General features: G+C 32.1%; 16 protein-coding genes. 15 read left to right on the forward strand and 1 reads right to left on the reverse strand.

Annotated elements, in window-relative coordinates:
• Positions 1-30: 30 nt before the first annotated feature.
• The 10 genes from groES (at position 31) to RHP76_RS11340 (ending at position 9751) form a co-directional block, all read left to right on the forward strand.
• A complete protein-coding gene (gene groES / locus RHP76_RS11295; protein WP_002976538.1) occupies positions 31-309 on the forward strand; it encodes a co-chaperone GroES in 279 nt (92 codons plus the stop codon).
• Between the two features lie 103 nt (positions 310-412).
• Complete coding sequence (gene groL, locus RHP76_RS11300) at positions 413-2038, forward strand: chaperonin GroEL (protein ID WP_062675889.1); 1626 nt, start codon at positions 413-415, stop codon at positions 2036-2038.
• 229 nt (positions 2039-2267) lie between these two features.
• Entirely contained in the window at positions 2268-4193 is a 1926-nt protein-coding gene (locus RHP76_RS11305) for an RNA-dependent RNA polymerase family protein (protein ID WP_311230207.1), read from the forward strand.
• Between the two features lie 217 nt (positions 4194-4410).
• Positions 4411-4830, forward strand: coding sequence for a hypothetical protein (locus RHP76_RS11310; protein ID WP_311230208.1), 420 nt, complete (start codon positions 4411-4413; stop codon positions 4828-4830).
• Between the two features lie 597 nt (positions 4831-5427).
• Positions 5428-5787 (forward strand): hypothetical protein, encoded by a 360-nt coding sequence (locus RHP76_RS11315; RefSeq protein ID WP_311230209.1) that lies wholly within the window; start codon positions 5428-5430, stop codon positions 5785-5787.
• 206 nt (positions 5788-5993) lie between these two features.
• Complete coding sequence (locus RHP76_RS11320) at positions 5994-6875, forward strand: hypothetical protein (protein ID WP_311230210.1); 882 nt, start codon at positions 5994-5996, stop codon at positions 6873-6875.
• Between the two features lie 282 nt (positions 6876-7157).
• Complete coding sequence (locus RHP76_RS11325) at positions 7158-7973, forward strand: DUF6602 domain-containing protein (protein WP_311230211.1); 816 nt, start codon at positions 7158-7160, stop codon at positions 7971-7973.
• Positions 7974-8096: 123 nt separating this feature from the next.
• On the forward strand, positions 8097-8504 hold the full coding sequence (locus tag RHP76_RS11330; protein ID WP_311230212.1) for a helix-turn-helix transcriptional regulator: 408 nt from the start codon (positions 8097-8099) through the stop codon (positions 8502-8504).
• 26 nt (positions 8505-8530) lie between these two features.
• Positions 8531-8980 carry a hypothetical protein gene (locus RHP76_RS11335; protein ID WP_311230213.1) on the forward strand — a complete coding sequence of 150 codons (450 nt, stop codon included), beginning with the start codon at positions 8531-8533 and terminating at the stop codon, positions 8978-8980.
• Positions 8981-9115: 135 nt separating this feature from the next.
• Positions 9116-9751: a hypothetical protein gene (locus RHP76_RS11340; RefSeq protein ID WP_311230214.1), complete on the forward strand. Its 636-nt coding sequence runs from the start codon at positions 9116-9118 to the stop codon at positions 9749-9751.
• A 323-nt stretch (positions 9752-10074) separates the two neighbouring features.
• On the opposite strand, the gene RHP76_RS11345 is transcribed toward RHP76_RS11340, so the two are convergent.
• A complete protein-coding gene (locus tag RHP76_RS11345) occupies positions 10075-10503 on the reverse strand; it encodes a CBS domain-containing protein (RefSeq protein WP_062675879.1) in 429 nt (142 codons plus the stop codon).
• Between the two features lie 454 nt (positions 10504-10957).
• Between RHP76_RS11345 and RHP76_RS11350 the strand changes: the two genes are divergently transcribed.
• From RHP76_RS11350 to RHP76_RS11370, 5 genes are all read left to right on the forward strand, one after another.
• A complete protein-coding gene (locus tag RHP76_RS11350; RefSeq protein WP_311230215.1) occupies positions 10958-11503 on the forward strand; it encodes a hypothetical protein in 546 nt (181 codons plus the stop codon).
• A 69-nt stretch (positions 11504-11572) separates the two neighbouring features.
• Positions 11573-12505, forward strand: coding sequence for a Kelch repeat-containing protein (locus tag RHP76_RS11355; RefSeq protein ID WP_311230216.1), 933 nt, complete (start codon positions 11573-11575; stop codon positions 12503-12505).
• 147 nt (positions 12506-12652) lie between these two features.
• Positions 12653-13585 carry a Kelch repeat-containing protein gene (locus tag RHP76_RS11360; RefSeq protein ID WP_147367611.1) on the forward strand — a complete coding sequence of 311 codons (933 nt, stop codon included), beginning with the start codon at positions 12653-12655 and terminating at the stop codon, positions 13583-13585.
• A gap of 30 nt (positions 13586-13615) precedes the next feature.
• Positions 13616-14164, forward strand: coding sequence for a hypothetical protein (locus tag RHP76_RS11365; RefSeq protein ID WP_311230217.1), 549 nt, complete (start codon positions 13616-13618; stop codon positions 14162-14164).
• Between the two features lie 89 nt (positions 14165-14253).
• Positions 14254-14904 carry a DUF4919 domain-containing protein gene (locus RHP76_RS11370; RefSeq protein ID WP_216443849.1) on the forward strand — a complete coding sequence of 217 codons (651 nt, stop codon included), beginning with the start codon at positions 14254-14256 and terminating at the stop codon, positions 14902-14904.
• Positions 14905-14976: the final 72 nt, after the last annotated feature.

Raw genomic sequence — 14976 nt, forward strand, 5'->3', positions numbered from 1 at the left:
CACAGAAATAATTAAAAAATTAAATATATTATGTCAGTAAACTTTAAACCATTGGCAGACAGAGTTCTGGTAGAGCCAATCGCAGCAGAAACTAAAACAGCTTCAGGAATCATTATCCCGGACACTGCAAAGGAAAAGCCGCAAGAAGGTACTGTAGTAGCAGTAGGTCCTGGTAAAAAAGACGAGCCTACAACGGTTCAGGTAGGTGACAAAGTACTTTATGGTAAATATTCAGGTTCTGAATTGAAGTTGGAAGGTAAAGATTATTTGATCGTAAGAGAAGCTGATTTATTGGGAATTATTGGCTAAGATTTCAGATCACAGACATCAGATTTCAGATTAAAAATCAAATTAAAAAAACTTTTGTTAGTTGTCTAATATCTGACATCTAACATCTAATATCTAATCAAAAATGGCAAAAGAAATAAAATTCGATATTGAATCAAGAGACGCTCTAAAAAGAGGGGTTGATGCATTAGCTAATGCAGTAAAAGTAACTTTAGGTCCTAAAGGGAGAAACGTAGTAATCGAAAAATCTTTCGGTGCTCCACACGTAACTAAGGATGGTGTTTCTGTAGCAAAAGAAATCGAACTTGAAGATAAGGTAGAAAACATGGGAGCTCAGATGGTAAAAGAAGTGGCTTCCAAAACCAACGATATCGCAGGAGATGGTACTACTACCGCTACTGTATTGGCACAAGCTATCGTAAGAGAAGGTCTTAAGAACGTAGCGGCTGGTGCTAACCCTATGGATCTTAAAAGAGGGATCGACAAAGCAGTAACGGCTGTTGTGGAAAACCTTAAATCTCAATCTCAGGAGGTTGGAGATTCTTCAGAAAAAATCAAGCAGGTTGCTTCTATCTCTGCTAACAACGATGATACTATCGGTTCTTTAATCGCTGAAGCGTTCGGAAAAGTAGGTAAAGAAGGAGTAATCACAGTAGAAGAAGCTAAAGGTACTGATACAACCGTAGACGTTGTAGAAGGTATGCAGTTCGACAGAGGATACCAGTCACCTTACTTCGTGACGAATCCTGAGAAAATGTTAGCTGAACTAGAAAACCCGTATATCCTTTTAGTAGAGAAGAAAATCTCTTCAATGAAAGAATTGTTACCGGTTCTTGAGCCAATTGCACAAGGTGGTAAGTCTCTATTAATTATCTCTGAAGAAGTTGAAGGGGAAGCTTTAGCTACTTTGGTAGTCAACAAACTAAGAGGTTCTCTTAAAATTGCTGCTGTAAAAGCTCCAGGATTCGGAGACAGAAGAAAAGCAATGCTAGAAGATATCGCAATCCTTACAGGTGGACAGGTAATCTCTGAAGAGCAAGGTTTCACAATGGAAAACATCTCTTTAGATATGCTTGGAACTGCTGAGAAAGTAACGATCGACAAAGACAACACTACAGTTGTAAACGGTGGTGGTGACGAAGCGAAAATCAAAGGAAGAGTAGCTCAGATCAAAGCTCAGATGGAAACTACAACTTCTGACTACGACAGAGAAAAACTTCAGGAAAGACTAGCTAAGTTAGCTGGTGGTGTTGCTGTACTTTACGTAGGTGCTGCTTCTGAAGTAGAAATGAAAGAGAAAAAAGACAGAGTAGATGATGCCCTACACGCTACAAGAGCAGCTGTTGAAGAAGGTATCGTTGCCGGTGGTGGTGTTGCTTTAGTAAGAGCCATCTCTGCACTTGACAATCTTTCAGGATCTAACGCTGATGAAACAACAGGGATCAAAATCGTTAAGAGAGCTATCGAAGAGCCATTAAGACAAATCGTTGCCAACGCAGGTGGTGAAGGTTCTGTAATCGTTGCTAAAGTAGCAGAAGGATCAGGAGACTTCGGATACAACGCGAAAACTGACGAGTATGTTCACATGCTTGAAGCAGGAATCATTGACCCAACTAAAGTAACAAGAGTTGCCCTTGAAAACGCAGCTTCTGTTTCTGGAATGCTTCTTACTACTGAATGTGTTATCACTGAAGTGAAGAGCGCTGAACCAGCTATGCCAATGGGCGGTGGAATGCCAGGAATGATGTAACAGCGTGTCGCTGAGACAATTTAATATATAAACCGTTCTGCTTTTGTAGGGCGGTTTTTTGTTTGAATTATGGTTTACCGTAAAGCAATATTGTTATAATATCATAATTTAGAAAAAATCAATTATCAAACAACTAACTATATTTGATGGTATACGTAAAAATCATTAAAAAAGTTATTAGTTTGCATTACTATAATTTGTAGATTTAAATAACACTAATAACCGATCCATGAATAATTTTAACACTGGGTATTATTTAAAGAAAATATATTTTGAGAAAGCTTTAAAACTTATTTCAGCCCAAATAGATGATGATAGTAACTCTGGTAAAACTTTAGAGCTATTAATCTACAGAAAAAACAAATCTATAAAAAATTTTAACTTAGATCATTATTATGAGAATTACATAGAAAAAGACATATTCTACAATAAGCAAAACTTTTTTTTTAATTTAGAATACCTAATACCTAAAGGAATCATTGGTGTTAGAACATTTAATTATTTAAGTTTTGAAAACCTTATCCTTTATTATGCTCTAGGATTTTATTGTTTTGATTTAGTATCAACCTGTTTTAAAACTATTGAGGATAAAAAAAAGAAAAGAAATAATATTTTCACCTTTTATGGCTGTGAAATAGATTTTGACAACCCGCTAAAATCGAATCTAAATTATTTTACGGATTATGTTGAATTCAATAATTCTGTAAATGATAAAATTGAAAAAATAATCTCAGAGAATAAGAAAGCTGTCATAATTAAGCTAGATATACAGGATTATTTTAAAACTATTGATTTTGATATTCTTTTAAAAATATTAAGTAAATATTCTACAAATACAAAAACTAAAAAATTAAAATTTGATGAAAATACAAAAGATGAAATCAAAAATATTTTTACTTTTATAAATAAAGATAAAATTGGAGTTCCTCTATTCTCACAGAATTTAATTTCAAATTTTTTGAGCTATATTTACTTATACGAGTTAGACAATTTTATTCAAAACAGTGAATTTCTAAATACAAAAGATTTTTTATATTCAAGATATGTTGATGATTTTTATATTATTTACAAAGAAAATAAAGGTAAATCAAATCAATATATTGGTACAGATATATTTAACTTATCTAGTCAAATAACACAATTTCTTTCTTCGAAGTTAAACTTAAAAATCAATAACCTAAAGACTCAAAATCTAATTATTTGTAATGATTCTGATCTAGAAGATTTCATAAAAAAAGAGAAGGTTATAAGTATTCCTGAATCATTAAAAGAAGACGTATCTCCTCAGGAAAAATTAGAAGAGGTATTAAAAATAATAGAAGATCTAAAAAAGAAATACAAAAAGAAAGGGAGCACTTATCTAACAATTGAGGATAACAATAAATTAAACGAAATTTTTAAGAAAAATTTCAAACAATTTTTGAAGTCAAATTTAGCTATTGCTAAATTAGAAAAAGCATTTAAAGATTGGATTCATTTAATTAACCTAGTAAATCCTCAGGCTTTATATTTTTTAATGAGTAATACATCAAAAAACAAGGAGATTTTTAATTTTTTAATTACAAATATTAATAAATATGATACACCTCAGTATTACTATTTACTAGAGAAGTTTATACTTCACAACAATTTGAGTTCAAATGAAAAAAGAAAATTTAATAGTATTAGTTCAAAAAATAGTTATTATAAATTAATCAAAGCATCTATAACAAACAATAATACATTTGATATAAATATTGTTGACTTTCCAATTCCAGATAAAATCTTAAAAACGCACGACATATTAGTTCAACAAATAAAACTATTAAATCTAGCTGAAATTGATGGTAAGTATAATGTTGCATTCAATCATTTATTAAATATTTATCATTTTTACTGTTCAATATCTGATAAAAATTTTAATGGAGAATTAAAATATTATAATCAACATAATATTACAGATTTTCTAGATAGTCTTAATTTTTCAATTGAATATATAAATTTCTCACTGAAGTTTTTTGATATGCGAAACAAAAACAATATCTCTCACCCAGGAGAAAAGCTAATGGAAAATTGGACTGTTAGCAGAAAAGAATATATAGAATATAGAAATAACTTAATTCATTTAATTGAAAAAATCAACAATAGTCTCAAAATTACAACTATTAACAACTGAATTACACTAACTCAAATTACAAAAAAGCTATATGTAAAAAATTAACCGCGTTTAAAGTCTCACTACTTTGCGCAAAAATAAATGGGTGGCGGAATGCCAGGAATGATGTAACAGCGTGTCGCTAAGACAAATTTAATATACTAACCGCTCTACTTTTGTAGAGCGGTTTTTATATTCTTATGAAATTCATATATTTGGCCGTTAAAAAATTTAAATTATGAAAAAACACAACATTTTCTTTGCACTTATTCTACCATTAATTTCTTTTGCCCAAGATGTTAAATTCAAAAAAAGCAAAGCATTAATAGATGGTAAAGAGTCATTTAATATAGAAAAGATCGGTACATTTGGCGCTGTTGGATATGACATATCTCCTCTTGACTCAAATAAACCATTTCTATCTCTAATCTCTAACGATGGCGGAACACATATGGAACTTTCTGACGATTATGTTATAATTAGATTTTTAACAGTTGGTAAAAATCTTGAAATTTCTGGTGGTGATACAAGAAAAGCTCTCAAATTACTATTAAAAAATGAAGTTATTATCGATGGAAAGCTGGATGAATCAAAAATTGATATTTTTATAAGCAACTATGACGAAAATATTTCTAATAGAACAGTAATTAGGAGATAAAAACAATCCCTTTAAAAATAAAAATCTCCGAAATTCCCTGCTACCGCACGATTGTATCGTGTGGCTTTTGCTTTCAGATTATATTTAATTTATAATGCCACTCGAAAGGATTCGTGCGGTAGCAGAGAATTTATAAGCCTATTCAACAATCAAAATAGAAAAATCGCAACGTTAAAAGTAAACATATATTCCAATTTACCTGAATTTTTAGAATCTTTACATTGTGAACATACTGGATATGAATTAACCTCTCTACAAACTGTAATTGAGAAGATTAAAAAACTTTTTACAAATACATAAAAAATCATCCAATATCAATTATGCTTCTTACAACAGAATGTGTCATCACTAAAGTGAAGAGCGCTGAACCAGCTATACCAATGGGTCGTGGAATGCCAAGAATGATGTAACAACGTGTTGTTGAGACAAATTTAATATACTAACCGTTCTGCCTTGCAGAACGGTTTTTTTGTTGGATACGGTTTCCCGTAAGGAAAAAACATTTCAACATGTTAACTTGCATTCGAATTTAAACATCTGTATAATAGGATGTAAGAAGCAAATACAAGACAATTAAACAAATATCGTAAAAATAAAATGACACACTCAGTATTAACAAGAGTTACTAACAAAATATATAATGGGAAAAAGTTTTATATGTATAAACATGCAGAATCTAAATTATCAACTCTGACAGAAGTAGAAGCAATAAAACTCAAGAAATTACTTGACCAATATCCTAATATTTTTACAGAAACTGAAGTGGTAACCCGTAGTGAAAAAGAAATAAAGTTACTTAAAGATTTTTGGGGACAAGATGGGCAACCATTAAGTTTTGATTTTGAAAATGTCGAAGGAGACTGTACAGATTTGCTTAATCAATTAGCAGATAATTTTGATGATGCAATAATAGGGATAGATAGAGAAGAAACAGTAAAACAAACGTTTCAAAATTAAAATAAAAAATACTATCAATTCGAATTTATAGAAAAATGGCTAATATGACATCAAATTAACAGCCCAACTATGCCAATAAGGGGTAGAATACTAAGAATGATTTAACGGCATATCGCTAAGACAATTTAATATACTAACCGCTCTATTTTATAGGGCGGTTTTAATTCTCATATTCTTTATTTATATTTAAAAAAAATTAATAATTAATGAATCAAAACAACATTAAACCCGAAAAAATAACAAAACCAATACAATTACTTGCTGTTTGGTTAGTAGGATTAATTTTACTTGTTTCAGCACTTATTACTGGTGCAGCTACAATTAAAACTCCAGACTGGATACCTGCATTTTTTAGCATTTCAGCAGTATGCATTATTCCACTGTTTTTGATATTAATATTTTTATTACAGACTAGATTTCGCCCTCAGATGCAAGAAGATGAATACTACTCTAAATATCTAAATATAAACACATTAGAAAAAGAATCCACATTAAAAGAATCAATCATAAATGAATTAGTTCATAATACAGATACAAAATTAATTGAACTTACCTCAATTACCCAAGCAAACATTACTGAAATAAATGATAAGATACAAAGCATAATTGATAAAAAGGAATTATCAATTTTTTCTTCAGAAGTAATATCAAATACAGAGACTAAAAAGTTTAAAACTTTTATAGATGGCACAAAAAATCAAATTTATTTAAATTTAAAACTTTCACGATTTAAAGATATCTTAAACAAAATCAATTCATTAGACTTAAAAATAGACCGATACTTTGGCGATACTGACCATCATGAATCTCCTCCTATTTTTTTACTTTCATTTGGATCAAATGTAAGTGTTGAAATATTAAAAACTTTAATTAATAATTTACGAGAGTTTGGTCTAACAAATCTAAAAACAATTAAACCAGGTAAATTTGAAGAAGATACAATATATATAGGTTCATATGCTTATAAAAACCAACATGAAAAGAAACAACCAACCGCAAAAATAACCTCTGAATTACTAACCCTAATCAACAATTCAGACGATATTAAATATATATATGATTTAGTTAATGAGAATACGAAACTTTAATTTTTTCCCTGCTGTGTAAAATCAAAAGATTTTTTTCGATTCTTTTGCTGGTAGCAATTAGTCTGGAATTAAATTACCAATAAATATAAAACAATGACAATATTTGGCATTTTTTACGAGAATTTGAAAGTAAAGATTTAGTTTAACCCCGCTACAGCACGATTGTATCGTGTGGCTCGGTTAAAATTATATAATTATAATCCTGTAACCACACGAAAGGATTCGTACGGTAATAGGGGTAAAACCACAAATCAAAAAATAAATAATATTAGAAAGCTACGCATGACTGAACCAATTTTTAAAGAAGAGGAAAAAGTAATTCTTTCAGCAGTCGACAAAGCAATTGCATCGTCAAAAAACTCACAGACTATTGGGAGAAATGGCGAAATACCGTTAATCACATTCTTAAATAATTATTTGCCGCCAACTTTAAAAGCTGTTTCAGGTCATTTCCTAACGCCGGATAAATTAAGATCTCCACAAATTGATATACTAATTCTCGACAGCCGATACCCTTTACTAGGTTATAATGCAGATGGAACAGTTTTGGCTATGGGTCACGCTGTTCTAAAGATAATTGAGATAAAAACAAATCTTACCAAAAAAGATCTAATAAAAACAGAGTCGAACTTTTCTAAAATTCGGGATTTACTTAGTAAAATATGGCCAAGTGAAATGGGAATTTGGTCGTGTCCTGAATTTATTTTAGTAGCATATCGAATTTCGACTAAATTGACGACTATTGAAGATGCCTATTTTTCAACTTGCTTACCTTTAACTAATCATTTTGACATTTCTATTATTAGAAATGATTCTAAAAGTGATTCAGGCAGCTTAGTCCATTTTGAACCACTTGAGGAAAATTCAAGTTCTAAACTTTACAAAGAATATGAATCAATAATTAAGGACAATCATATTTTAACCTGCATTCAAGAAAGAACACCTTTAGCCGATTTTTATTACAATCTCATTCAGAATTCATACTACCGACTTGACGAAAGGAGTTATTCTCTTGGAGATATCGGAGCTCATTTTATGGACTACTTAGAATCGACAATAGTAAAAAATAAACACGGCTCCATAAAATCTCCCAACTAATAAACTCTCCAAAGTCATAAGACTTCGGATTCTTTATATCCCAACACCATCTAAAATACCCCCACTCCCCCATTTCCTATCCCCCAACTTTTACTTATATTTGTTTCTATAACGTACACAAATATGCAAAACAAAAAAATACATCAGGGGAGAAATATTAAGCGTTTTCGGGAGATGTTGGGCATCAAGCAGGAGGCTTTGGCTTTTGATCTTGGTGAAGACTGGAACCAGAAGAAGATTTCGCTTTTGGAGCAGAAAGAAACTATTGAAGAGGATATTTTAGAAAGGATTTCCCAGATTCTGAAAGTTCCTGTGGAAGCTATTGAGAATATGGATGAGGAACAAGCAGTTAATATTATTGCTAATACATTTGATAATGGTTCTATACTTAATGGTATAAATCATAATCCTTCATTTCATCCTATAGATAAGGTTTTGCAACTGCACGAAGAAAAAATTGCGCTGTACGAAAGAATGCTGAAAGAAAAAGATGAAATGATGGCCAGACTGGAGCAGTTGATTCAGAAATAAAAATCCAAACTAATAACCAATCCTTCATGAAACTCTATACTTTCATAGCAGCATTATTCTTGCTGTCCTTCAGCTGTGCAAAAAAAGACCAATACAGCGTCGGCCAGGAATGGAACTACAAAACCCGCCCCACAGAAAAAAGCTCTACCCTTAGCATATTAAAGATTGAAGACTACCCTGAAACCGGAAAAGTGATTCATATTTCTGTCAGCGGTTTGAAGATGAAAAACCCTGCCAGCCCTACCGGGTATGCAGAAAACCTCAGCCATCTTCCCATATCAGAAGAAGCTTTAAACAAAAGCGTCACCACTCTTAAAAGTGAGACCAGCAAAAAACCGGATTCCCTTGAAATGGACGGATATTCTTACTGGAAAAAAGAATTCGATAAAGGAAATGCCGGAATATTTACGATTCCTGTTTCTGAGATCGTAAGTACAATGGAAAAATCTATTGTTGCAGGGGATTATACTAAATAAGACTTTATATATTTTCATCCCCTCTACCGCACGATTGTATGCTCCCTATTTAAATTTGAACATATAGATATTCTCAAATGTTAATTGAATATCTAAATTTGGATGTTTGTAAAAAAAAACAAATTAAGAATGAAAATGAATTGCAACAAATGTAAAAATGAAGTTATTATTCTAAACTTTTCTGAAGAACAAAAGCTTGATCTTTATATTTTGATGCAAAACGATTTAAAATTATTTGCTGAAAAAAAATTAATTGACGAATTCAATTTGGACAAAAATGAAGCAAAAATTATTATTAAACATGTAAACAATAGAAATGGCAGATGTACAGAATGTGAGTTTGAAAAATTGAATGGAGAATATATTGAATGTCCCAATTGTGGTGCTTTTAATTATAATCTTAATGAACCCATGTTTAATTTAGAATTTTGCAGTCATTTAGAATGGTCTCTGGATTTTAAAAACATTGAAAATGAAAATATAAAATATTATGCTAAGAGTTTTTGGTGTGATGGTATACACCATTTACCCGAAGACACAAAATCTTTACTTTATCATAATATTGAAAACAACAAGCAAATAATAACAAAAGCCTGGATTGGACATAATGGCAATGAAATTTATGAAATGAAAATCAAGTTTGGAAAAAAAGCTATAGAAAATTATAAAAATAATAAAAGTTTAATAGAATGCATTCCAGGAAATAATGAAGTTCCGAATTGGATAAAGTTATTTATGGAAGATAAAAAGATTGAAATTCAATTAAAATAATAACTGTTGCTAACTGGAGTTTTACCATTGTAGAAGACAGTAACCTTGCTCCACAAGGTCTCCGGACTTTGCTCCTCGCCTGCTGCCGTACAATTGTATCCTGTGGCTTTGATTTCATATTATAAGAATCTTTAATTGATAATATTATAACCGCACGAAAGGATTCTTGCAGTATCGGAGGACATTCAGCAGCCTCTAAAAAATAAAGAAACCCAAAGTCTTGACTTTGGGTTTCTTATACGTATACAAATTCCAATTACTTTGAATTCGCAAAATGTAAGGAACTCAGTATAAATGGGCATTTAAAGTGAATATTGGGCCATTTAATACTGCTGCAATAAATACTTTAAAATATCTGTAGTAGTGACAATACCTTTTAGGTCACCATTTTCGACCACCGGAACAGAATGAAAACTGTGTTCGGATAAAATCTCTGCCACTTCTTTTATGGTAGTCTCAGGATTTACTGTGAGAGGAGCTTTTGTCATCACCTGCGAAATAGTAAATACGTCGTATACCACTGCTGATACAGGAACATCTTCCGCATCATCCGATTGTTCTACATCCGCATAGCTGATTTTCAATAAATCACTATAACTTAATACGCCTAATAACTTTTGATTTTCGACAACCGGAATATGCCTGATTTTATTTTTTTTAAATAAATTTTCAGCCTCATACAATGATTGTGTAAGATTTAGTGTAATCAGGTCTTTCGTCATAATTTGGGAAATTGGAACTCTTTGTTTCATACCATTTTTGTTTAGATTATTGTGAAAATTAACAATGAAAAACGAACCATAAATTCCTTTTTCATACTCAAAGTTAGCGAAGAAACACCCGCCTCATCATACTATTACAGCTGATATTTATCAATTTTCCCCGCTGTATGATATGTTAAATATCATAACTTCATTTTTGTATTTTTCCAAAGAAACTTCTAACTTTATTATATCATTTTCAATAACTTACAAAAAAAAACAACTTGTCTTTTGCAGACAGACAAGTAGATAATAATTTTGTAGAAAAATATCTTTACTTAACTAAAAGCATTTTTAGAGATTCTCCCCGTTCCCCAAACTCTCCCGACTTTGCGTCAATAAAAACAAAATCCACCCACACTCTAATTTTTATCCCCAAACTTTCTCTTATCTTTGTTTCAATAACGATCTGAACAATGCTGACGATGTAACACCAAAACAAAATATGGCAACAAAAGAAGAATTCTGGGACAGGAAAAAGAAATTAAATGATGATTTCTTCGTCATGGGCTCTGTGGCCAAACCTGCGACCGAAGAACAAATTAAAAAATATGAAGAAAACACAGGGTTTACCTTCAGTGAAGATGTTAAGGATTTTCTGACCTCATTTGGTTCCTTACTTTTTGAAGTCAAGGAAGAGATCTGGAAACGTCCTCAGGAGTTTGATGTTCTTCCAAGCTGGAAATTCGGGTATGGCTTTTTTGTGTACGGACTTTCGCAGGATGAAGAGATGCCTTCATGGATGGGGTTTGAAGAAAAACATCAGGAAGCCCTTGAATATAAGGAAAAGCCACTGGGACAACTATTTTTTAAACGCAGTGGAAACCTCTACAGAGCCTATACCGACAACGGAATCATAAAAATTGAGTATGACAAATACGATGAGGAAGATTATGAAGTATTTGAAGGAAATATTTACGATTTTCTAATTGAAGAAATTAATAATTTAGAACAGGATTATCTGGAATATATCAACGAAGGAAAATCCTGATGAGTTTTACACAAGTTTATACCTCCTGATTTTAAGCCTATAAAACAAAAACACTAAAACTTATTACCATTGAAAACAAAATTATTATTCCTGTCATTTTTGGGTTCCTTGCTAGCCCATGCACAAACGCTTCATTTTCAAAAGCTCGCCGGTATGTCTGCAGGCAGAGGGGCCATAGCAAGTGTAATAGTGAATGATAATATTTATGTTTCCAATGGCTATACAGCAGATAAAGAAGCCAATTATATTGAGAAATATAATATTACCGATGACAGCTGGAGTATTTTCAATGCTACTCTAAGTCCCAAAAGATTTGCTAATTCTGAGGCTTACCATAATAAGATCTATATTTTTAACGGTTTGGGGAACTGTCATCTTGAAATTTTAGATCTTGCAACCAATACCGTAACCGAAGGAGCCATTAATCCTTATTATGCCGGCGGTTCCGGTTCTGCCATATATAATGGGAAAATATATGTGTTTGGAGGCAGCGGATTAAACGGCGCGCCTATATATTCTGATAAATTTCAGTATTACGACATTGCTTCAGATACATGGCATCCATTACCGGATATGCCTATAGCCAAAGAAACAAAAGGTAAAATTGTTAATAATAAACTGTATGTCATTGGTGGTTTTAACGAAGCTTCTTCTAATCTGATCGATGTTTACGACCTTACTACGAATCGTTGGACCGATCAGTATAAAATGCCTGTTGGGATATCCGGCCACTCATTGGCAGTAGCCGATAATAAGATTTTCATTGTAGGTGATTATAATAATCAGGATTTTCTGGCCTATTTTGATACTACCACCCATAAATTCTACCAGCTATCATCCAATATGAGTCCCCGAAGACACGCAGCTGCAGAAGTATATAACAACAGATTATATATCATTGGAGGAAATACAAGTACTCTACCCTCTTCCTCTATTAAAAGTACACAAGTTGCAGAGATTAATGAAATAATGTTCAATCTGAATATCCCGTTATCTCCATAGACGACAAAACTATCAGTACCCAGCTCCGCAAAGTCGGGAGACCTGACGCCATCAAAAAATAAAATTCGAAGTCTTCCACTTCAGATTCAGCTTTTACATATATTTGTTTCTATAAATAGGTAAAACAAACACGAAATCTTACTACCATTGAAAACAAAATTATTATTCCTTTCATTTTTGGGCTCACTGTTCATCTATGCACAAACGCTTCAGTTTAAAACTCTCGCTAATATGTCTGCAGGCAGAGGTGCCATAACAAGTGTCATCGTGGATGATAATATCTATGTGAGCAATGGATATCAGCAAAACGGAGGCAATGCCAATTTTATTGAAAAATATAATATTACCGATAATAAATGGAGTGTTCTCAATGCGACTCTAAGTCCCAAAAAATTTGCAAATTCGGAGACGTACGATCATAAGATTTATATTTTTAACGGCTGGGGAAACAGCCATCTTGAAATTGTAGACCTTAAAACCCAGAAAGTAACGAAGGGAGCTGTTAACCGTTCCTATACTGGAAATGCTGGTTCTGCTATCCATAACGGAAAAATATATGTGTTCGGTGGCAGCGGACTCAACAATGCTGCAACCACTGTATTTTCTAACAGATTTCAATATTATGATATTGCTTCCAATACCTGGCATCCACTACCGGATATGCCCAACGCCAGAGAAGCAAAAGGTAAAATTGTGAATGATAAATTGTATGTCATTGGTGGTTTTAACGGTACTTCATCCCGTCTGATCAATGTTTTCGATCTCAATACTAATCGCTGGACCGATCAGTTTATAATGCCTGCCGGAATATCCGGACATTCATTAGCGGTATCCGGTGATAAGATTTTTATGGCAGGAGGTTATAATAATCAGGCTTTTCTGGCTTATTTTGATACGACAACCAACAAATTCCATCAGTTATCCTCTAATATGATTCCCAGAAGACATGCTGCTGCAGAGGTATATAACAATAAATTATACATCATCGGCGGAAGTACAACGTCATCCACCAAATCAGCTATTAAAAGCTTACAAGCAGCTGATATTACTGAAAGTGCACAGGATACAAAAGAAAATTAAGTACACAACATTCTCAAAATAAAACACTTAATGATAGACGAAATTCTAGTACAAAAAATGATTGAAGATGAAATTCATCCTGATTATACCATCTTCAAATATTATGAAACAGAGCCTTATATTTTTATTTTCTGGAAGCATAAAAAATATGATAAAGATGATGAAAGAGGAAAGTTAATTGGAGTCGGACCTATTGTTTTTGATAAATCACAAAAGAATTATACCATTTTGGGTTCCGGATCAAACAATGCGCATTATTACAAACATTTGCCAGACAATCTCTTTGATGAATACAGAATCATCAATACTTTTGAAAGCATTAAAGCCGGAATTGTAAGGAGAAAGTATGTAAATACTGATGATGTTGACAGATTATGCCAAATTATAACTAATGGTTGGGCCAGTGTTGATTTTGACATGTATTATTCTAAAGACTATGATGTAGAAATTCATATTATAGCTGTTTTGAAAAACAAAGAACAACAAGATATCATCATCAACTTCTGGAATGAAATAGATTATCAATATAAAGTATTGAATGATATGGAAATACTACTTTGGAAAACAAAAGACGAATAAAAAATTAAAAATCAGAAAAGATGGAATTCCTTATGATAAACAAAAACAATAACTAACACAGGTTGACAATCAAATTTAAATAAAAAACAATGAGAAAACATATTATTTCAGGGATTCTAATTCTAATATTCCAGGCATTATCTGCACAGATAAACACTGACCTTATTAAAAAGAATGTCTCTGAAAACCCGCAGGAAAATTTTTATAAACTTTTAGACGTATTCAAAGTAAATCCTTCTGAACTGACGCAGGAGCAGTTGAATCAATTGTATTACGGAAGTAAATTCATAAAAAATGATTACACCATTGGAAATTATAACAGTGAATCCGGAACATTCTGGAAACCTGCCCAAAAAAGACTGTCAAAAAGTAAAGCAGAAAAAATGGTGGCTGAAGCAGAATCAAAATACGCCATCAATCCTCTCAACAAAGATTTACTGGATGATATGATGAATATTTATAGTGCACTTGATGACCATAAAAAAAGAGAATTATGTGCCAAGCAAAAAGATCTCATCATTCAAACGATAGAAAAAAGTGGTGATGGGAAAAGTGAAGAAACAGCAATTTGTGTGTTAACTCCTGGAGAAGTTTTACAACAACTTGAAAATCTCGTTACCGAAGGACCGAGAGCAGACTTTAGTCAAAAAATGAGACAACTTTCAGACGGAAGCATTCTAACCATTTATAAAATTGGAGACAGAGAAGTATTTGTAAAATTGGTTGGCGGATATTTTTAATAACTTCCAATGATGTAAAAATAGGCAGCAATTACATACTTTTCTGCAACATCCCTTCCTATCAATTCACAT

This window comes from Chryseobacterium sp. SG20098 (genome assembly GCF_031844745.1).
In the GTDB taxonomy this organism is placed as follows: domain Bacteria; phylum Bacteroidota; class Bacteroidia; order Flavobacteriales; family Weeksellaceae; genus Chryseobacterium; species Chryseobacterium cucumeris.

Bases quoted from the DNA above. Each gene is read 5' to 3' on its own strand.
- RHP76_RS11330 (WP_311230212.1), top strand. From the start codon at position 8,097: ATGCAAAACAAAAAAATACATCAGGGGAGAAATATTAAGCGTTTTCGG.
- RHP76_RS11305 (WP_311230207.1), top strand. From the start codon at position 2,268: ATGAATAATTTTAACACTGGGTATTATTTAAAGAAAATATATTTTGAG.
- groES (WP_002976538.1), top strand. From the start codon at position 31: ATGTCAGTAAACTTTAAACCATTGGCAGACAGAGTTCTGGTAGAGCCA.
- RHP76_RS11365 (WP_311230217.1), top strand. From the start codon at position 13,616: ATGATAGACGAAATTCTAGTACAAAAAATGATTGAAGATGAAATTCAT.
- RHP76_RS11340 (WP_311230214.1), top strand. From the start codon at position 9,116: ATGAATTGCAACAAATGTAAAAATGAAGTTATTATTCTAAACTTTTCT.
- RHP76_RS11325 (WP_311230211.1), top strand. From the start codon at position 7,158: ATGACTGAACCAATTTTTAAAGAAGAGGAAAAAGTAATTCTTTCAGCA.
- RHP76_RS11320 (WP_311230210.1), top strand. From the start codon at position 5,994: ATGAATCAAAACAACATTAAACCCGAAAAAATAACAAAACCAATACAA.
- RHP76_RS11315 (WP_311230209.1), top strand. From the start codon at position 5,428: ATGACACACTCAGTATTAACAAGAGTTACTAACAAAATATATAATGGG.
- RHP76_RS11350 (WP_311230215.1), top strand. From the start codon at position 10,958: ATGGCAACAAAAGAAGAATTCTGGGACAGGAAAAAGAAATTAAATGAT.
- RHP76_RS11345 (WP_062675879.1), bottom strand. From the start codon at position 10,503: ATGAAACAAAGAGTTCCAATTTCCCAAATTATGACGAAAGACCTGATT.
- groL (WP_062675889.1), top strand. From the start codon at position 413: ATGGCAAAAGAAATAAAATTCGATATTGAATCAAGAGACGCTCTAAAA.
- RHP76_RS11370 (WP_216443849.1), top strand. From the start codon at position 14,254: ATGAGAAAACATATTATTTCAGGGATTCTAATTCTAATATTCCAGGCA.
- RHP76_RS11310 (WP_311230208.1), top strand. From the start codon at position 4,411: ATGAAAAAACACAACATTTTCTTTGCACTTATTCTACCATTAATTTCT.
- RHP76_RS11335 (WP_311230213.1), top strand. From the start codon at position 8,531: ATGAAACTCTATACTTTCATAGCAGCATTATTCTTGCTGTCCTTCAGC.